Genomic DNA, 17,243 nt, shown 5'->3' on the forward strand with positions numbered 1-17,243 from the left:
GTTGAATTCGACAAGATCGACAGCGCACCAGAAGAAAAAGCTCGCGGTATCACCATCAACACCGCGCACGTTGAGTACAACTCGAACATTCGTCACTACGCTCACGTTGACTGCCCAGGTCACGCTGACTACGTGAAGAACATGATCACTGGTGCTGCGCAGATGGACGGCGCGATCCTGGTTTGCTCGGCCGCTGATGGTCCGATGCCGCAAACCCGTGAGCACATCCTGCTGTCCCGTCAGGTAGGTGTTCCGTACATCGTGGTTTTCCTGAACAAGGCTGACCTGGTAGACGACGCTGAGCTGCTGGAACTGGTTGAGATGGAAGTTCGCGACCTGCTGTCCACCTATGACTTCCCAGGCGACGACACTCCGATCATCATCGGTTCTGCTCGTATGGCGCTGGAAGGCAAAGACGACAACGAAATGGGCACCACCGCTGTTAAGAAGCTGGTGGAAACTCTGGACAGCTACATCCCAGAGCCAGAGCGTGCTATCGACAAGCCGTTCCTGATGCCAATCGAAGACGTGTTCTCGATCTCGGGTCGCGGTACTGTTGTGACCGGTCGTATCGAGCGCGGTATCGTTCGCGTTCAAGATGCTCTGGAAATCGTTGGTCTGCGTGATACCACCACCACCACCTGCACCGGTGTTGAGATGTTCCGCAAGCTGCTGGACGAAGGTCGTGCTGGCGAGAACTGCGGCGTTCTGCTGCGTGGCACCAAGCGTGACGACGTTGAGCGTGGTCAGGTTCTGGTTAAGCCGGGTTCGGTTAAGCCGCACACCAAGTTCACCGCAGAAGTTTACGTTCTGAGCAAGGAAGAAGGCGGTCGTCACACTCCGTTCTTCAAAGGCTACCGTCCGCAGTTCTACTTCCGTACTACTGACGTGACTGGTAACTGCGAGCTGCCAGAAGGCGTTGAAATGGTAATGCCAGGTGACAACATTCAGATGACTGTTACCCTGATCAAAACCATCGCGATGGAAGACGGTCTGCGTTTCGCAATCCGTGAAGGCGGCCGTACCGTTGGTGCTGGCGTCGTAGCTAAAATCATCGAGTGATCTCTTTATTGAGTCAGCTTTGATGAGTTGAAAAAGCCCCCGCTTAGCGGGGGCTTTTTTATTGGGTTGACACCTATCTGGGGCGTCTATAGAATTGCGCCTCCTTTTAACGGGCGTATTGCGCCCGGTGGGAATAGCAGCCGGAGTCTGAAATCCAATGCAAAATCAGCAAATCCGTATCAGGTTGAAGGCTTTTGACCATCGCCTGATCGACCAATCAACCCAGGAAATCGTGGAAACCGCGAAACGTACTGGTGCTCAAGTGCGTGGTCCAATTCCACTGCCTACCCGTAAAGAGCGGTTCACCGTTCTGGTTTCTCCGCACGTCAACAAAGACGCGCGTGACCAGTACGAGATCCGCACTCATAAGCGCGTTCTGGACATCGTCCAGCCAACGGATAAAACCGTTGATGCACTTATGAAGCTTGATCTTGCGGCCGGTGTGGAAGTGCAGATCAGCCTCGGCTAAGACTCGGTCTTGGTCGTGTAACGCTCTGAAATGGGCGGCCATAGCGGGTGAAAGCCCCGTACACTCATGAGGTTTACAACATGACTATTGGTGTAGTCGGTCGTAAAGCGGGTATGACCCGTATTTTCACCGAAGAAGGTGTCTCCATTCCGGTCACGGTCATTGAGATCGAGCCGAATCGCGTCACCCAGTTCAAAACTGAAGAAACCGATGGCTATCGTGCAGTGCAAGTCACTGTCGGCGAGCGTCGTGCTTCCCGTGTTACAGCTGCTCAAGCTGGCCACTTCGCCAAGGCGAACGTTGCCGCTGGTCGTACCGTAATGGAATTCCGTCTTGAAGAAGGCGAGTACCAGGCCGGCGATCTGATCAACGCTGAAATCTTCGCTGCTGGTCAACTGGTTGATGTAACCGGTCAGTCCAAAGGTAAAGGCTTCCAGGGTACGATCAAGCGTTGGAACTTCCGCGGGCAAGATAACACCCACGGTAACTCCGTATCCCACCGCGTCCCAGGCTCTATCGGCCAGTGCCAGACTCCTGGTCGTGTATTCAAGGGCAAAAAAATGTCCGGTCATATGGGCGCTGAGCGCGTGACCGTGCAGTCCCTGGAAGTAGTGCGCGTGGACGCTGAACGCAATCTGTTGTTGGTCAAGGGCGCTGTACCTGGCGCTACTGGCGGCAACCTGGTTGTACGTCCGGCAGCCAAGGCTCGCGGTTAAGGGGAAGCTGACATGCAATTAAATGTAAATGACGCTCAAGCGATCGAAGTTTCCGAACTGACATTTGGCGGCGAGTTCAACGAGACGCTGGTTCACCAAGCAGTCGTGGCCTACATGGCTGGCGGCCGTCAGGGTAGCAAGCAGCAGAAGACCCGTTCCGACGTTCGTGGTGGCGGCAAGCGCCCATGGCGTCAGAAAGGTACTGGCCGTGCTCGTGCCGGTACTATCCGCAGCCCAATCTGGCGCGGCGGCGGCACCACCTTTGCAGCTCGTCCACAGGATCACTCCCAGAAGCTGAACAAGAAGATGTATCGCGCAGCAATGCGTTCCATCCTTGCTGAGCTGGTGCGTACTGATCGTCTGGTCGTGGTTCAGGATTTCGCAGTTGAAACTCCGAAAACCAAAGACCTGCTGGGCAAACTGAACAACATGAGCCTGACCGATGTTCTGATCGTGTCGGATGCTGTTGATCAGAACCTGTACCTGGCTGCTCGCAACCTGCCGCACGTAGATGTACGTGACGTGCAAGGTTCCGATCCAGTTAGTCTGATCGCATACGACAAGGTGTTGATCACCGTGTCGGCCGTGAAGAAATTCGAGGAGCTGCTGGGATGAACCAGGAACGCGTATTTAAAGTTCTGCTTGGCCCGCACGTTTCCGAGAAGGCTACGGTTCTGGCAGACAAGAAAGGCCAGTTCGTTTTCAAGGTTGCTACTGATGCAACCAAGCTGGAAATCAAGAAGGCCGTCGAAAGCCTGTTCAGCGTGAAGGTTGAGCGTGTTACTACCCTGAATGTTCTGGGTAAGAGCAAGCGCACCGCTCGCGGTCTGGGCAAGCGTAATGACTGGAAGAAGGCAGTTATCTCCCTTCAGCCAGGCCAAGATCTCGATTTCAGCAGCAGTGCTGAGTAAGGAAGGGGTGCATCATGGCAATCGTTAAATGCAAACCGACTTCCCCTGGCCGCCGGTTTGTGGTCAAGGTGGTCAACCAGGAGCTGCATAAAGGCGCTCCTCACGCACCGCTGCTCGAGAAAAAATCGAAGTCTGGTGGTCGTAACAACAATGGCCGTATTACCACTCGTCACATCGGTGGTGGTCATAAGCAGCATTATCGTCTGGTCGACTTCCGTCGCAATGACAAAGATGGCATCGCTGCCACTGTCGAGCGTATCGAATACGATCCAAACCGTACTGCTCACATCGCTCTGCTGCTGTACGCAGATGGCGAGCGTCGCTACATCATCGCCCCTAAAGGCGTGAGCGCTGGCGACCAGCTGATCGCAGGTGCTCTGGCACCGATCAAGCCGGGCAACGCTCTGCAACTGCGCAACATTCCAGTTGGTAGCACCGTACACGGCATCGAACTGAAGCCAGGTAAAGGCGCGCAAATCGCTCGTTCCGCTGGCGCTTCGGCTCAGCTGATCGCTCGTGAAGGCGTTTACGTGACCCTGCGTCTGCGTTCCGGTGAAATGCGTAAAGTACTGGCTGAGTGCCGTGCGACCCTGGGCGAAGTCTCGAACTCCGAGCACAGCCTGCGTTCGCTGGGTAAAGCTGGTGCCAAGCGCTGGCGTGGCGTTCGCCCAACCGTTCGTGGTGTTGCCATGAACCCGGTTGACCACCCACATGGTGGTGGTGAAGGTCGTACCTCTGGTGGTCGTCATCCGGTATCGCCATGGGGCTTCCCGACTAAGGGCGCGAAGACTCGTGGTAATAAGCGTACCGACAAAATGATCGTCCGTCGTCGCAAGTAAATAGAGGGATACGACAGTGCCACGTTCTCTGAAAAAAGGTCCTTTTATTGATCTTCACCTACTGAAGAAGATCGAAGTGGCGGCGGAAAAGAACGATCGCAAACCAATTAAGACTTGGTCGCGTCGTTCGATGATCCTGCCACAAATGGTCGGTCTGACCATCGCAGTACACAACGGTCGTCAGCACGTCCCAGTTCTCGTTAACGAAGACATGGTCGGCCACAAACTGGGCGAGTTCGCCGGTACCCGCAACTATCGCGGGCACGTGGCAGACAAGAAAGCCAAGCGTTAAGGGGTAAGGAAATGGAAGTAGCCGCTAAGTTGTCGGGCGCTCGAATCTCCGCCCAGAAAGCCCGCTTGGTCGCCGACCAGATCCGCGGGAAGAAGGTGGGCGAAGCGCTCAACCTGTTGGCTTTCAGCAGTAAGAAAGCCGCCGAGATCATGAAAAAAGTGCTGGAGTCGGCCGTAGCCAACGCCGAGCATAACGAAGGCGCAGACGTTGATGACCTGAAGGTCAGCACCGTTTTCGTCAACGAAGGGCGTTCGCTGAAGCGCATCATGCCACGTGCCAAAGGCCGTGCTGATCGCATCGTCAAGCGGTCTTGCCATATCACTGTCAAGGTTGCTGACAAGTAACGGAGTCGAAGAGATGGGTCAGAAAGTACATCCCATTGGCATTCGCCTGGGAATCGTCAAGGAGCACACCTCCGTCTGGTACGCAGACGGTCGGACTTATGCGGACTACTTGTTCGCTGATCTGAAGGTGCGTGAATACCTCCAAGACAAACTAAAAAGCGCGTCCGTAAGCCGTATCGATATCCATCGTCCGGCTCAAACTGCACGCATCACCATCCACACCGCTCGTCCAGGTATTGTTATCGGGAAGAAAGGTGAAGATGTTGAGAAACTGCGTCAGGACCTGACCAAGCAAATGGGTGTGCCTGTGCACATCAATATCGAAGAGATCCGCAAGCCGGAGCTCGACGGTATGCTGGTTGCGCAGAGCGTAGCTCAGCAGCTGGAGCGTCGTGTAATGTTCCGTCGCGCCATGAAGCGCGCTGTACAGAACGCCATGCGCATTGGTGCCAAAGGCATCAAAATCCAAGTGAGCGGTCGTCTCGGCGGTGCTGAAATCGCACGTACTGAATGGTATCGCGAAGGTCGTGTGCCACTGCACACCCTGCGTGCCGACATCGACTATGCCAACTACGAAGCTCACACCACTTACGGTGTGATCGGTGTAAAGGTTTGGATCTTCAAAGGCGAAGTAATTGGTGGTCGCCAAGAAGAGCTGAAGCCACAAGCACCAGCGCCTCGTAAAAAAGCTGCTAAGTAAGGGGTACGCCAAATGTTGCAACCTAAGCGTACGAAGTTCCGCAAGCAGATGACCGGCCACAACCGTGGTCTGGCACTGCGCGGTAGCAAAGTCAGCTTCGGCGAGTTCGCGCTGAAGTCTGTAGCTCGTGGTCGTCTCACCGCTCGTCAGATCGAGTCAGCGCGTCGTGCACTGACCCGTCACGTAAAACGTGGCGGCAAGATCTGGATCCGTGTATTCCCGGACAAGCCGATCTCCAAGAAGCCTCTCGAGGTTCGTATGGGTAAAGGTAAGGGTAACGTGGAGTACTGGGTTGCCCAGATTCAGCCAGGCAAAGTCCTGTATGAAATCGAGGGTGTTTCTGAAGAGCTGGCGCGTGAGGCTTTCGCCCTGGCTGCTGCAAAGCTGCCGCTCGCCACCTCCTTTGTTAAACGGACGGTGATGTGATGAAAGCGAATGAACTTCGTGAAAAATCCGCACAGCAGCTGAACGAGCAACTGCTCGGCTTGCTGCGCGACCAGTTCAATCTGCGCATGCAGAAAGCAACTGGCCAGTTGGGGCAGTCTCATCTGCTCTCGCAAGTTAAGCGTGACATTGCTCGCGTGAAGACTGTGCTCAACCAGCAGGCAGGTAAGTGATCATGGCTGAAGCCGAAAAAACTGTCCGTACGCTGACTGGCCGTGTTGTCAGCGACAAGATGGACAAAACCATCACCGTTCTGATCGAGCGTCGCGTTAAGCACCCGATCTACGGTAAATACGTTAAGCGTTCGACTAAGCTGCACGCGCACGACGAAACCAATCAGTGCCACATCGGCGACAAAGTCACTATTCGTGAAACTCGTCCGATGGCCAAGACCAAGTCTTGGGCGCTGGTTGATGTTCTCGAACGCGCTGTGGAAGTCTAAGGGCTAGGGGTCGGAGAAATTATATGATTCAGACTCAATCCATGCTCGATGTGGCCGATAACAGCGGCGCTCGCCGTGTTATGTGCATCAAGGTGCTGGGTGGCTCCCATCGTCGTTACGCTGGTATCGGTGACATCATCAAAGTTACCGTGAAGGAAGCAATTCCTCGCGGTAAGGTGAAAAAAGGCCAAGTGATGACTGCTGTTGTAGTCCGCACTCGTCACGGCGTACGTCGTGCTGATGGCTCCATTATCCGCTTTGATGGCAACGCTGCTGTTCTTCTGAACAACAAGCAAGAGCCGATCGGCACCCGTATCTTTGGGCCAGTGACCCGTGAACTTCGTACCGAGAAGTTCATGAAGATCGTCTCGCTCGCCCCAGAAGTGCTGTAAGGAGATCCGACATGCAAAAGATTCGTCGTGACGACGAGATCATCGTGATCGCCGGCAAAGACAAAGGTAAGCGCGGTAAGGTGCTGAAGGTTCTTGCTGACAACCGTCTGGTTGTTGGTGGTCTGAACCTGGTCAAGCGTCATACCAAGCCTAACCCGATGTCGGGCGTACAGGGCGGTATCGTCGAGAAAGAAGCGCCACTGCACGCTTCCAACGTCGCCATCTTCAACGGCGAAACCAACAAGGCTGACCGCGTTGGTTTCAAAGTAGAAGACGGTAAGAAAATTCGTGTCTTCAAGTCGACCCAAAAAGCGGTTGATGCTTGAACACTGCTAGGTAGAAGACCATGGCACGACTAAAAGAGATTTACCGGAAGGAAATCGCTCCGAAACTTAAGGAAGAACTTAAGCTTTCGAACGTGATGGAAGTTCCGCGCGTTACCAAGATCACCCTGAACATGGGTCTGGGCGAAGCGATCGGCGACAAAAAAGTCATCGAGCACGCTGTTGCTGACCTGGAAAAGATCACCGGCCAGAAAGTCGTTGTGACCTACGCTCGCAAATCCATCGCTGGCTTTAAAGTCCGTGAAGGTTGGCCGATCGGCGTCAAAGTGACCCTGCGCCGTGAGCGTATGTACGAGTTCCTGGATCGTCTGCTGTCGATCTCCCTGCCTCGGGTTCGTGACTTCCGCGGCCTGAATGCCAAGTCCTTTGATGGTCGTGGCAACTACAGCATGGGCGTGAAAGAGCAGATCATTTTCCCGGAAATCGACTACGACAAGATCGATGCTCTCCGCGGTCTGGACATTACCCTGACCACCACTGCTAAGAACGATGACGAAGGCCGCGCTCTGCTGCGTGCTTTCAAATTCCCGTTCCGCAACTGATTGGAGTAGGAAAATGGCCAAGAAGAGCATGAAAAACCGTGAGCTGAAACGTCAGCTCACCGTTGCCAAATACGCCGTCAAGCGTGCAGCGCTGAAAGCTATCATCGTCGATCTGAACGCAAGTCCAGAAGCGCGTTGGGAAGCTACCGTAGCTCTGCAGAAGCAACCGCGTGACGCAAGCGCTTCGCGCATGCGTAACCGTTGCCGTCTGACCGGTCGTCCGCACGGCGTTTACCGCAAGTTCGGCCTCGGCCGTAACAAACTGCGTGAAGCGGCAATGCGTGGTGACGTACCAGGTCTGGTTAAAGCCAGCTGGTAATTGCTGTCAAAGCCTTGATGGTCGGGGTCGCAAGAACCTGACCATCGGTGGCCTTGAACTTGAATCAAGCCCCTTTTGGGGCTTGATTCATTTCTGGGGTGTGTCTAGAATGACCGGCTCGCCTGAGCCCGTGTTTTTTACGCCCGGAATTCCTCGGCGACAAGTAGTAGCCGCAAGGCTAATTTTTCTGTATTAGGAGCGTCTAGCCCATGAGTATGCAGGACCCGTTAGCGGACATGCTAACTCGAATCCGTAATGCCCAGATGGCTGAAAAGTCCGTCGTAAGCATGCCGTCTTCCACGTTGAAGGTGGCTGTAGCAAAAGTCCTGAAGGACGAAGGTTACATCGCGGGTTATCAGATCAGCAGCGAAACCAAGCCGCTGCTGTCCATCGAGCTGAAATACTTCGAAGGCCGTCCGGTCATCGAGGAAGTGAAGCGCGTTAGCCGTCCAGGCCTGCGTCAGTACAAGTCCGTCGAAGATCTGCCAAAAGTACGTGGCGGCCTCGGTGTGTCTATCGTCTCCACCAACAAAGGTGTGATGACTGATCGTGCTGCGCGCGCTGCCGGTGTCGGCGGCGAAGTTCTTTGCACTGTGTTCTAAGGGGGGATAAGCATGTCTCGCGTCGCTAAGAACCCCGTTAAGCTGCCAGCCGGTGTCGAAGTAAAATTCGCAGGCCAACAGCTTTCGGTGAAGGGTGCCAAGGGTACTCTTGAACTGAACGTCCATTCGTCCGTTGAAGTCGTTGAAGAAGCCGGTGAGCTGCGTTTTGCTGCTCGCAATGGCGATCAACAGACTCGCGCAATGGCCGGTACCACTCGTGCGTTGGTAAACAACATGGTCCAGGGCGTAAGCCAAGGCTTCGAGCGCAAGCTCCAGCTGGTCGGTGTTGGTTACAAAGCGCAAGCAAAAGGTCAGGTGCTGAACCTGGCTCTTGGCTTCTCGCACCCAGTGGATTACGAACTGCCGGAAGGCATCACCGCTGAGACTCCTAGCCAGACCGATATCCTGATCAAGGGCATCGACAAGCAGCTGGTAGGTCAAGTGGCCGCCGAGATCCGCGACTTCCGTCCACCAGAGCCGTACAAAGGCAAAGGTGTGCGCTACGCGGACGAAGTCGTCCGTCGTAAAGAAGCCAAGAAGAAGTAGGGCATAGCAAATGACCGACAAAAAAGTTACTCGACTGCGTCGCGCTCGCAAAGCACGCCTGAAAATGCACGAACTCGAAGTCGTGCGTCTCTGCGTGTTCCGCTCTTCGCAGCACATCTACGCCCAGGTCATTTCGGCCGACGGCAACAAAGTCCTGGCAAGCGCCTCGACTTTGGATAAAGAACTGCGTGATGGCGCCACTGGCAACATCGACGCGGCCACTAAGGTTGGCCAGCTGGTCGCTACGCGTGCTAAGGCCGCTGGCGTCTCGCAGGTGGCTTTCGACCGCTCTGGCTTCAAGTACCACGGCCGCGTTAAAGCGCTGGCTGATGCTGCTCGTGAAGCTGGGCTGGAGTTCTAAGTTATGTCAAATAACGACCAAAAGCGCGACGAAGGCTACATCGAGAAGCTGGTTCAAGTTAACCGCGTAGCCAAAACCGTTAAAGGCGGCCGTATCTTCACTTTCACCGCGTTGACCGTGGTTGGTGATGGTAAAGGGCGTGTTGGCTTCGGCCGTGGCAAGTCGCGTGAAGTGCCTGCTGCGATCCAGAAGGCAATGGAAGCTGCTCGCCGCAACATGATCCAGGTTGATCTGAACGGCACCACTCTGCAGTACGCAATGAAGTCCGCTCACGGCGCTTCGAAGGTGTACATGCAGCCTGCTTCTGAAGGTACCGGTATCATCGCTGGCGGCGCTATGCGTGCTGTCCTCGAAGTTGCTGGCGTTCAGAACGTTCTGGCCAAGTGCTACGGCTCGACTAACCCGGTAAACGTGGTTCACGCCACTTTCAAGGGTCTGAAAGCTATGCAATCTCCTGAGTCCATCGCTGCCAAGCGCGGCCTGACTGTCAAGGAGATCTTCTGATCATGGCTACCGTTAAAGTAACGCTGATCAAAAGCATGACCGGCCGCATCCCTAACCACAAACTGTGCGTGAAGGGTCTGGGTCTGCGTCGCATCGGTCACACTGTAGAAGTCCAGGATACTCCCGAGAATCGCGGGATGATCAACAAGGCTTACTACATGCTGCGTGTCGAGGGTTAATCGATGAAACTCAATGATCTGAGTCCAGCGCCGGGTTCCCGTCGCGAAAAGCATCGTCCGGGCCGTGGTATCGGTAGTGGTTTGGGTAAGACTGGTGGCCGTGGTCACAAAGGTCAGACTTCCCGCTCCGGTGGCACCATCGCTCCAGGCTTTGAAGGCGGTCAACAGCCGCTGCATCGTCGCCTGCCGAAGTTCGGTTTCGTTTCCCTGAAAGCCATGGACCGCGCAGAAGTGCGTCTGTCCGAGCTGGCTAAAGTGGAAGGCGACATCGTCACCGTGCAGTCCCTGAAAGATGCCAACGTGATCAACGTCAACGTACAGCGTGTGAAAATCATGCTGTCCGGTGAAGTGACTCGCGCTGTCACTATCGGCAAGGGAATCGGCGCCACCAAAGGTGCGCGTGCGGCTATCGAAGCAGCTGGCGGCAAGTTCGAGGAATAAATGGCTAAGCAAGGTGCTCTCTCTGCGCTCGGCAAAGGCGGTATGTCTGAACTTTGGGCTCGTCTGCGTTTTCTGTTCCTGGCGATTATCGTCTACCGAATAGGCGCACACATCCCGGTTCCAGGTATCAACCCGGACCGACTCGCAGACCTGTTTCGACAGAATGAGGGGACCATTCTTAGCTTGTTCAACATGTTTTCCGGCGGCGCGCTGGAGCGGATGAGCATCTTTGCACTGGGGATCATGCCGTACATTTCGGCATCGATCATCATGCAACTGATGACCGCCGTCAGCCCGCAGCTGGAGCAGTTGAAGAAGGAAGGTGAAGCTGGCCGTCGCAAGATCAGCCAGTACACCCGCTACGGCACCGTCGTCCTCGCTCTCGTTCAGGCCATTGGCATGTCCATTGGTCTGGCGGGGCAGGGCGTTGCGTTCACTGGTGACTTTGGCTTCCATTTCGTCGCGGTCTCCACGTTTGTGGCTGGCGCAATGTTCATGATGTGGCTGGGTGAGCAGATTACTGAGCGTGGTGTAGGCAACGGTATCTCGATGTTGATTTTTTCGGGTATCGTCGCCGGTCTTCCGAGAGCAATCGGGCAGTCTTTCGAGTCTGCGCGTCAGGGCGATATCAATATCTTCGCCTTGGTTGCCATCGGTTTGCTGGCAGTAGCGATTATCGGTTTCGTGGTGTTCATTGAGCGTGGTCAGCGTCGTATCGCTGTTCACTACGCCAAGCGTCAGCAGGGCCGCAAGGTTTTTGCTGCGCAGACAAGCCACTTGCCGCTGAAGGTGAACATGGCCGGTGTTATTCCGGCTATTTTCGCGAGCAGCATTTTGCTGTTCCCGGCTTCGTTGGGTGCCTGGTTTGGTCAGTCTGAAGGTATGGGCTGGTTGCAGGACATCTCGCAGTCGATCGCTCCTGGTCAGCCGTTGAATATTCTGCTGTTTAGTGCAGGGATTATTTTCTTCTGCTTCTTCTATACGGCGTTGATGTTCAATCCGAAAGACGTAGCGGAAAACCTGAAGAAGTCCGGTGCCTTTATTCCGGGCATCCGTCCAGGTGAGCAGTCCGCACGCTATATTGATGGCGTTCTGACTCGCTTGACCATGTTCGGTGCTCTTTACATGACGGCCGTGTGCTTGTTGCCCCAGTTCCTGGTGGTTGCAGCAAACGTTCCGTTCTACCTTGGCGGGACCTCGTTGCTGATCGTGGTCGTGGTTGTGATGGACTTCATGTCCCAAGTACAATCGCACCTCGTTTCGCACCAGTACGAATCCCTGATGAAGAAAGCCAACCTGAAGGGTTACGGCAGCGGCATGTTGCGCTGAGTACCCATAAGGTTCGAGGAGTTGGTGATGAAAGTTCGTGCATCGGTGAAAAAGCTGTGCCGTAACTGCAAGATTATTCGCCGCGAAGGTGTTGTTCGAGTAATTTGCAGCGCGGAACCGCGTCACAAACAGCGCCAAGGCTGAGTGTGATTGTGCTTCAAGCCCGGTAGCTAGTGCGCTACCGGGTTGATTATTTGTTATTACAGCGATATTATCTCGCGCCCTATTTCTTGGCTTCCGGGGCGTAGGTAGCTGTCAATTGGAGTCCCACTGAATGGCCCGTATTGCAGGCGTTAACATTCCAGATAACAAGCATACTGTTATCTCGCTGACCTACATCTATGGTGTTGGTCGCACTACTGCACAGAAGATCTGTGCAGAGACTGGGGTAAACCCAGCCGCAAAGATCAAGGATCTGAGCGACGAGCAGATTGAACAGCTGCGTGGCGAAGTGGCGAAGTTCACCACTGAAGGTGACCTGCGTCGCGAAATCAACATGAAAATCAAGCGCTTGATGGACCTCGGTTGCTATCGCGGTCTGCGTCATCGTCGTGGTCTGCCAGTACGCGGTCAGCGTACCAAGACCAACGCGCGTACCCGTAAAGGTCCGCGTAAGCCGATCCGCAAGTAATCGCCCCAGCGAATCGACAGGAATTTAATCATGGCAAAACCTGCTGCTCGTCCTCGTAAAAAAGTTAAAAAGACAGTGGTTGATGGCATCGCCCACATCCATGCCTCTTTTAACAACACCATCGTGACCATCACCGACCGTCAAGGTAACGCTCTTTCCTGGGCTACCTCCGGTGGTTCGGGTTTCCGCGGTTCCCGCAAGTCCACCCCGTTCGCTGCTCAAGTAGCTGCTGAGCGTGCTGGTCAAGCTGCGCTGGAATACGGCCTGAAAAACCTCGACGTGAACGTCAAGGGCCCAGGTCCAGGTCGTGAATCCGCAGTCCGCGCTTTGAACGGCTGTGGCTACAAGATCGCCAGCATCACCGACGTGACGCCAATCCCGCACAACGGGTGCCGTCCGCCGAAGAAGCGCCGCGTGTAATCCAGGAGATTGTAAAGAATGGCTCGTTACATTGGTCCAAAATGCAAACTCGCTCGTCGCGAAGGCACCGATCTCTTCCTGAAGAGCGGCGTGCGCGCGATCGAATCGAAGTGCAACATTGAAGCAGCACCTGGTATCCACGGCCAACGCCGCGGTCGCCAGTCCGATTACGGCACCCAACTGCGCGAAAAGCAGAAGGTCCGTCGTATCTACGGCGTTCTCGAGCGTCAGTTCAGCGGCTACTACAAAGCTGCTGCCAGCAAGAAAGGTGCAACTGGTGAAAACCTGCTGCAACTGCTCGAATGCCGTCTGGACAACGTTGTATACCGTATGGGCTTCGGTTCGACTCGTGCCGAATCCCGTCAGCTGGTATCGCACAAGTCGATCAGCGTTAACGGCCAGACCGTAAACGTTCCGTCCTACCAGGTTCGTGCTGGTGACGTGGTTGCTGTTCGCGAGAAGGCAAAGAACCAACTTCGCATTGTCCAAGCTCTCGAGCTGTGCGCCCAACGTGGTCGCGTAGAATGGGTAGAGGTAGATGCTGAGAAGAAGTCGGGCGTTTTCAAGAACGTTCCTGCTCGCAGTGATCTGTCCGCCGACATCAACGAAAGCCTGATTGTCGAGCTCTACTCCAAGTAAGTAAGGGCTAGAAAATAGGTGCATCCATGCAGATTTCGGTAAATGAGTTCCTGACACCCCGCCACATTGATGTGCAGGTTGTCAGTCCAACCCGCGCCAAGATCACTCTCGAGCCTCTCGAGCGTGGTTTTGGCCACACCCTGGGCAACGCGCTGCGCCGCATCCTGTTGTCCTCAATGCCCGGCTGCGCAGTAGTCGAGGCCGAGATTGACGGTGTGCTCCACGAGTACAGCGCCATCGAAGGTGTACAGGAAGACGTAATTGAAATCCTGTTGAACCTTAAAGGTCTGGCCATCAAGCTGCACGGTCGTGACGAAGTTACGCTGACCTTGTCGAAGAAGGGTTCGGGGGTGGTTACCGCTGCCGATATTCAGCTGGATCATGATGTCGAGATCGTTAATCCCGATCACGTAATCGCTAACCTGGCGTCTAACGGCGCCCTGAACATGAAGCTCACCGTAGCTCGTGGTCGTGGTTATGAACCAGCCGACTCGCGTCAGAGCGATGAAGACGAAAGCCGTAGCATCGGTCGCTTGCAGCTTGACTCTTCGTTCAGCCCGGTTCGCCGTATCGCATACGTGGTGGAAAACGCCCGTGTCGAGCAGCGTACCAACCTGGACAAGCTGGTTATTGATCTGGAAACCAACGGTACCCTGGATCCTGAAGAGGCTATCCGCCGCGCTGCAACCATCCTGCAACAGCAGTTGGCTGCGTTCGTCGACCTCAAAGGTGACAGTGAGCCAGTGGTTGTCGAGCAGGAAGACGAGATCGATCCGATCCTGCTTCGCCCGGTTGACGATCTGGAACTGACTGTACGTTCGGCTAACTGCCTTAAGGCGGAAAACATCTACTACATCGGCGACCTGATTCAGCGTACCGAAGTAGAGCTGTTGAAGACTCCGAACCTGGGCAAGAAATCCTTGACTGAAATCAAGGACGTTCTGGCCTCCCGCGGTCTGTCCCTCGGCATGCGCCTCGACAACTGGCCGCCTGCAAGTCTTAAGAAGGACGACAAGGCGACTGCCTGATCGTCGTAATCACCGAACGTAGTGTTTGGTAAGGAATGAACCATGCGTCATCGTAAAAGTGGGCGTCACCTGAGCCGCACCAGCTCGCACCGCAAGGCCATGTTCCAAAACATGGCGGTGTCGCTGTTCGAGCACGAGCTGATCAAAACTACTCTGCCAAAAGCCAAAGAACTGCGCCGCGTTGCCGAGCCGCTGATCACTCTGGCCAAGACAGACAGCGTTGCTAACCGTCGTCTGGCTTTCGACCGTACTCGTTCGAAAGCTATCGTTGGTAAGCTCTTCAACGACCTGGGCAAGCGTTACGCTACCCGTGAGGGTGGCTACCTGCGCATCCTCAAGTGCGGTTTCCGCGCTGGCGACAACGCGCCTATGGCGTACGTCGAACTGGTTGATCGTGCTGTCGGCGGTGAAGCTGTATCCGCTGAGTAAGACGTCAGTCTGAAACAAAGAACCGGGCCGAGTGCCCGGTTTTTTGTGCCTGTAAGAAATGCGCTGTTCGTACAAGCTTCTACCCTGTTTGGGTCTGCACTATTTGTGCGGATTGATCGTTAGTTTTTATCTATTGATGACCATAAGTTAATGAATTTGTGGCTGTCATATTGATGATCGATACTCCCCAACAAGCCGATTAGCCGGCAGTTCAAGACCGATAGAGGATGAAGATCGCATGAGCCAGAACAAGACGCTTACGACCGCCAGTGGCGCACCTGTCGCCGACAACCAGAACTCTCGCTCCGCTGGCCCTCGTGGCCCGTTGCTGCTCGATGACTTCCACTTGATCGAGAAGCTCGCCCACTTCAACCGGGAAAACATTCCTGAGCGTCGTGTACACGCCAAGGGGTCGGGTGCCTACGGCACTTTTACCGTCACCCGTGACATTACTCAGTACACCAGCGCCAAACTGTTTTCTGCCGTCGGCAAGCAAACCCCGACATTCCTGCGCTTCTCCACTGTAGGTGGCGAGCGTGGCTCGGCTGACACCGAGCGCGATCCACGTGGCTTCGCTCTCAAGTTCTATACCGAAGAAGGCAACTGGGACATCGTTGGCAACAATACGCCCGTGTTCTTCATTCGTGATCCACTGAAATTCCCTGACTTTATCCACACCCAGAAACGCCTGCCGCAAAGCAACCTGAAAAGCGCGCAGATGATGTGGGACTTCTGGTCGCATTCGCCTGAAGCGCTGCACCAGGTCACGATTCTGTTCTCTGATCGCGGTATTCCGGACGGATATCGCCATATGCACGGTTTCGGCAGTCACACCTACAGCCTGATCAGTGCTCAGGGCGAGCGTCACTGGGTGAAGTGGCACTACAAGACCAAGCAAGGGATCAAGAACCTTGCGCCGGCAGACGCTGCACGCCTGGCGGGCACTGATCCGGATTACGCACAGCGTGACCTGTTCGAAGCCATCGAGCGTGGTGACTTCCCGAAATGGAGCGTATGCATCCAGATCATGACCGAAGCCCAAGCCGCTGCGCACTATGAGAACCCGTTCGACGTGACCAAGACCTGGTCGCAAAAGGAGTTTCCACTGATCGAAGTGGGTGAGCTGGAACTGAACCGTAACCCGCTCAACTACTTTGCCGAAGTCGAGCAAGCCGCGTTCGGCCCGAGCAACATGGTGCCTGGCGTAGGTCTGTCGCCAGATCGCATGCTGCAAGGTCGGGTATTCGCGTACGCCGATGCCCACCGCTATCGCGTAGGTACCAATCACCAGCAACTGCCAGTGAACGCTCCGCGTAGCCCGGTGAATACTTACCAGCGTGATGGTTCGATGGCTTTTGGGAGCAATGGTGGCGCGGCGCCTAACTACGAGCCGAACAGCTACGTGGAGTCGCCGAAACAAGCGCCGCACTACGCCGAGCCTGCACTGGCCCAGAGCGGCGCGGCTGATCGTTACGATCACCGTGAAGACACTGACTACTACAGTCACGCCGGTGCGCTGTTCCGCTTGATGAGTGACGAACAGAAAGCGCTGCTGGTCAGCAACATCGCCGGGGCGATGGCGGGGGTGTCGAGTGACGTCGTCGATCGTCAGCTGCAGCATTTCTACAGGGCCGATCCGGCGTACGGAGAAGCAATCGCAAAGCTGCTCAACGTACAGCTTAACGAAGTCTAAACGAGAAGCAGAACCGCCCTCATTTGGGCGGTTTTTGCGTTATTTAGGCTGCTTTTCTCGGAATATCTTCGCTTTTATTGCGCTAAGTGAGTGACCTTCCAGTCAGGTTGGTTCAAACTACAGACTTTCAAGCAGGGAGATGTAGGGCGATGCAAGGCCACCCAGACGTTATCGATTACCTCAACACGTTGCTGACCGGCGAACTGGCCGCGCGTGACCAATATTTCGTTCACTCGCGGATGTATGAGGACTGGGGATTCACCAAGCTCTACGAACGAATCAACCACGAGATGGAAGAAGAGGCCGGTCATGCCGATGCGCTGATGCGCCGGATTCTGATGCTTGAAGGCACCCCGCGCATGCGCCCGGATGATCTGGATGTCGGCACTACCGTGCAAACCATGCTCGAAGCGGATCTGCGCCTGGAGTACAAGGTGCGCGCCGCGCTGTGCAAGGGCATCGAACTGTGCGAACAGCACGGCGACTATGTCAGCCGCGAGATCCTTCGGGTTCAGCTCAATGACACCGAGGAAGATCACACCTACTGGCTGGAAAAGCAGCTCGGCCTGATCAAGCTGATCGGTATCCAGAACTACCTGCAGTCCCACGCGTCCTGATTGCAATT

General features: G+C 55.2%; 31 protein-coding genes. All 31 read left to right on the forward strand.

Annotated elements, in window-relative coordinates:
• The coding region (tuf, locus tag ACTJK9_RS27155) for an elongation factor Tu (RefSeq protein ID WP_440817432.1) at positions 1-1,062 on the forward strand (1,062 nt) is incomplete at its 5' end.
• Between the two features lie 157 nt (positions 1,063-1,219).
• The gene (rpsJ, locus tag ACTJK9_RS27160) at positions 1,220-1,531 is read left to right on the forward strand and encodes a 30S ribosomal protein S10 (RefSeq protein WP_003186070.1); all 312 of its coding nucleotides are present in this window, start codon (positions 1,220-1,222) and stop codon (positions 1,529-1,531) included.
• An 80-nt stretch (positions 1,532-1,611) separates the two neighbouring features.
• Entirely contained in the window at positions 1,612-2,247 is a 636-nt protein-coding gene (gene rplC / locus ACTJK9_RS27165; protein ID WP_007955641.1) for a 50S ribosomal protein L3, read from the forward strand.
• A gap of 12 nt (positions 2,248-2,259) precedes the next feature.
• On the forward strand, positions 2,260-2,862 hold the full coding sequence (gene rplD, locus ACTJK9_RS27170) for a 50S ribosomal protein L4 (RefSeq protein ID WP_003228735.1): 603 nt from the start codon (positions 2,260-2,262) through the stop codon (positions 2,860-2,862).
• The gene (gene rplW / locus ACTJK9_RS27175) at positions 2,859-3,158 is read left to right on the forward strand and encodes a 50S ribosomal protein L23 (protein ID WP_002555488.1); all 300 of its coding nucleotides are present in this window, start codon (positions 2,859-2,861) and stop codon (positions 3,156-3,158) included. Before rplD ends, rplW begins: the two co-directional genes overlap by 4 nt.
• Positions 3,159-3,172: 14 nt before the next feature.
• Complete coding sequence (rplB, locus tag ACTJK9_RS27180) at positions 3,173-3,997, forward strand: 50S ribosomal protein L2 (RefSeq protein ID WP_003186055.1); 825 nt, start codon at positions 3,173-3,175, stop codon at positions 3,995-3,997.
• Positions 3,998-4,013: 16 nt separating this feature from the next.
• Entirely contained in the window at positions 4,014-4,289 is a 276-nt protein-coding gene (gene rpsS / locus ACTJK9_RS27185) for a 30S ribosomal protein S19 (protein ID WP_011336172.1), read from the forward strand.
• An 11-nt stretch (positions 4,290-4,300) separates the two neighbouring features.
• Positions 4,301-4,633, forward strand: a complete 333-nt coding sequence (gene rplV / locus ACTJK9_RS27190) for a 50S ribosomal protein L22 (protein WP_003103908.1) — start codon at positions 4,301-4,303, stop codon at positions 4,631-4,633.
• 13 nt (positions 4,634-4,646) lie between these two features.
• Positions 4,647-5,333, forward strand: a complete 687-nt coding sequence (gene rpsC / locus ACTJK9_RS27195) for a 30S ribosomal protein S3 (RefSeq protein ID WP_003176422.1) — start codon at positions 4,647-4,649, stop codon at positions 5,331-5,333.
• Positions 5,334-5,345: 12 nt separating this feature from the next.
• Positions 5,346-5,759, forward strand: coding sequence for a 50S ribosomal protein L16 (gene rplP / locus ACTJK9_RS27200; RefSeq protein WP_003228729.1), 414 nt, complete (start codon positions 5,346-5,348; stop codon positions 5,757-5,759).
• Positions 5,759-5,950: a 50S ribosomal protein L29 gene (gene rpmC, locus ACTJK9_RS27205; protein WP_002555481.1), complete on the forward strand. Its 192-nt coding sequence runs from the start codon at positions 5,759-5,761 to the stop codon at positions 5,948-5,950. The genes rplP and rpmC overlap by 1 nt, the downstream gene beginning before the upstream one ends.
• Positions 5,951-5,952: 2 nt before the next feature.
• Complete coding sequence (gene rpsQ / locus ACTJK9_RS27210) at positions 5,953-6,219, forward strand: 30S ribosomal protein S17 (protein WP_003194644.1); 267 nt, start codon at positions 5,953-5,955, stop codon at positions 6,217-6,219.
• 23 nt (positions 6,220-6,242) lie between these two features.
• Entirely contained in the window at positions 6,243-6,611 is a 369-nt protein-coding gene (rplN, locus tag ACTJK9_RS27215) for a 50S ribosomal protein L14 (protein WP_002555479.1), read from the forward strand.
• 11 nt (positions 6,612-6,622) lie between these two features.
• Entirely contained in the window at positions 6,623-6,937 is a 315-nt protein-coding gene (gene rplX, locus ACTJK9_RS27220; protein WP_003186046.1) for a 50S ribosomal protein L24, read from the forward strand.
• Between the two features lie 20 nt (positions 6,938-6,957).
• Positions 6,958-7,497 (forward strand): 50S ribosomal protein L5, encoded by a 540-nt coding sequence (gene rplE / locus ACTJK9_RS27225; RefSeq protein ID WP_003210069.1) that lies wholly within the window; start codon positions 6,958-6,960, stop codon positions 7,495-7,497.
• 13 nt (positions 7,498-7,510) lie between these two features.
• Entirely contained in the window at positions 7,511-7,816 is a 306-nt protein-coding gene (gene rpsN / locus ACTJK9_RS27230; RefSeq protein WP_007955639.1) for a 30S ribosomal protein S14, read from the forward strand.
• A 209-nt stretch (positions 7,817-8,025) separates the two neighbouring features.
• Positions 8,026-8,418 (forward strand): 30S ribosomal protein S8, encoded by a 393-nt coding sequence (gene rpsH / locus ACTJK9_RS27235; RefSeq protein WP_003228724.1) that lies wholly within the window; start codon positions 8,026-8,028, stop codon positions 8,416-8,418.
• A 12-nt stretch (positions 8,419-8,430) separates the two neighbouring features.
• Positions 8,431-8,964 carry a 50S ribosomal protein L6 gene (rplF, locus tag ACTJK9_RS27240; protein ID WP_011336170.1) on the forward strand — a complete coding sequence of 178 codons (534 nt, stop codon included), beginning with the start codon at positions 8,431-8,433 and terminating at the stop codon, positions 8,962-8,964.
• A 10-nt stretch (positions 8,965-8,974) separates the two neighbouring features.
• Positions 8,975-9,325, forward strand: a complete 351-nt coding sequence (gene rplR, locus ACTJK9_RS27245) for a 50S ribosomal protein L18 (RefSeq protein ID WP_003186037.1) — start codon at positions 8,975-8,977, stop codon at positions 9,323-9,325.
• Positions 9,326-9,328: 3 nt separating this feature from the next.
• On the forward strand, positions 9,329-9,829 hold the full coding sequence (rpsE, locus tag ACTJK9_RS27250; RefSeq protein WP_003176409.1) for a 30S ribosomal protein S5: 501 nt from the start codon (positions 9,329-9,331) through the stop codon (positions 9,827-9,829).
• A gap of 2 nt (positions 9,830-9,831) precedes the next feature.
• Entirely contained in the window at positions 9,832-10,008 is a 177-nt protein-coding gene (rpmD, locus tag ACTJK9_RS27255) for a 50S ribosomal protein L30 (protein WP_003176408.1), read from the forward strand.
• Positions 10,009-10,011: 3 nt separating this feature from the next.
• Entirely contained in the window at positions 10,012-10,449 is a 438-nt protein-coding gene (gene rplO / locus ACTJK9_RS27260) for a 50S ribosomal protein L15 (RefSeq protein ID WP_003228720.1), read from the forward strand.
• Positions 10,450-11,778, forward strand: coding sequence for a preprotein translocase subunit SecY (gene secY, locus ACTJK9_RS27265; RefSeq protein ID WP_003228718.1), 1,329 nt, complete (start codon positions 10,450-10,452; stop codon positions 11,776-11,778).
• A 27-nt stretch (positions 11,779-11,805) separates the two neighbouring features.
• Positions 11,806-11,922: a 50S ribosomal protein L36 gene (rpmJ, locus tag ACTJK9_RS27270; RefSeq protein ID WP_002555468.1), complete on the forward strand. Its 117-nt coding sequence runs from the start codon at positions 11,806-11,808 to the stop codon at positions 11,920-11,922.
• A gap of 130 nt (positions 11,923-12,052) precedes the next feature.
• Positions 12,053-12,409, forward strand: a complete 357-nt coding sequence (gene rpsM / locus ACTJK9_RS27275) for a 30S ribosomal protein S13 (protein ID WP_009045849.1) — start codon at positions 12,053-12,055, stop codon at positions 12,407-12,409.
• A gap of 30 nt (positions 12,410-12,439) precedes the next feature.
• Positions 12,440-12,829 (forward strand): 30S ribosomal protein S11, encoded by a 390-nt coding sequence (rpsK, locus tag ACTJK9_RS27280; protein WP_002555466.1) that lies wholly within the window; start codon positions 12,440-12,442, stop codon positions 12,827-12,829.
• An 18-nt stretch (positions 12,830-12,847) separates the two neighbouring features.
• Positions 12,848-13,468 carry a 30S ribosomal protein S4 gene (rpsD, locus tag ACTJK9_RS27285; RefSeq protein WP_011336168.1) on the forward strand — a complete coding sequence of 207 codons (621 nt, stop codon included), beginning with the start codon at positions 12,848-12,850 and terminating at the stop codon, positions 13,466-13,468.
• A 26-nt stretch (positions 13,469-13,494) separates the two neighbouring features.
• Positions 13,495-14,496, forward strand: a complete 1,002-nt coding sequence (locus tag ACTJK9_RS27290) for a DNA-directed RNA polymerase subunit alpha (protein ID WP_003186012.1) — start codon at positions 13,495-13,497, stop codon at positions 14,494-14,496.
• Positions 14,497-14,538: 42 nt separating this feature from the next.
• Positions 14,539-14,925, forward strand: coding sequence for a 50S ribosomal protein L17 (rplQ, locus tag ACTJK9_RS27295; protein ID WP_007955635.1), 387 nt, complete (start codon positions 14,539-14,541; stop codon positions 14,923-14,925).
• A gap of 238 nt (positions 14,926-15,163) precedes the next feature.
• Positions 15,164-16,618 carry a catalase gene (locus ACTJK9_RS27300; RefSeq protein WP_440817436.1) on the forward strand — a complete coding sequence of 485 codons (1,455 nt, stop codon included), beginning with the start codon at positions 15,164-15,166 and terminating at the stop codon, positions 16,616-16,618.
• A gap of 149 nt (positions 16,619-16,767) precedes the next feature.
• Complete coding sequence (gene bfr, locus ACTJK9_RS27305; protein ID WP_064382244.1) at positions 16,768-17,235, forward strand: bacterioferritin; 468 nt, start codon at positions 16,768-16,770, stop codon at positions 17,233-17,235.
• Positions 17,236-17,243: the final 8 nt, after the last annotated feature.

The organism is Pseudomonas sp. 22082 (genome assembly GCF_052046055.1).
In the GTDB taxonomy this organism is placed as follows: domain Bacteria; phylum Pseudomonadota; class Gammaproteobacteria; order Pseudomonadales; family Pseudomonadaceae; genus Aquipseudomonas; species Aquipseudomonas pharyngis.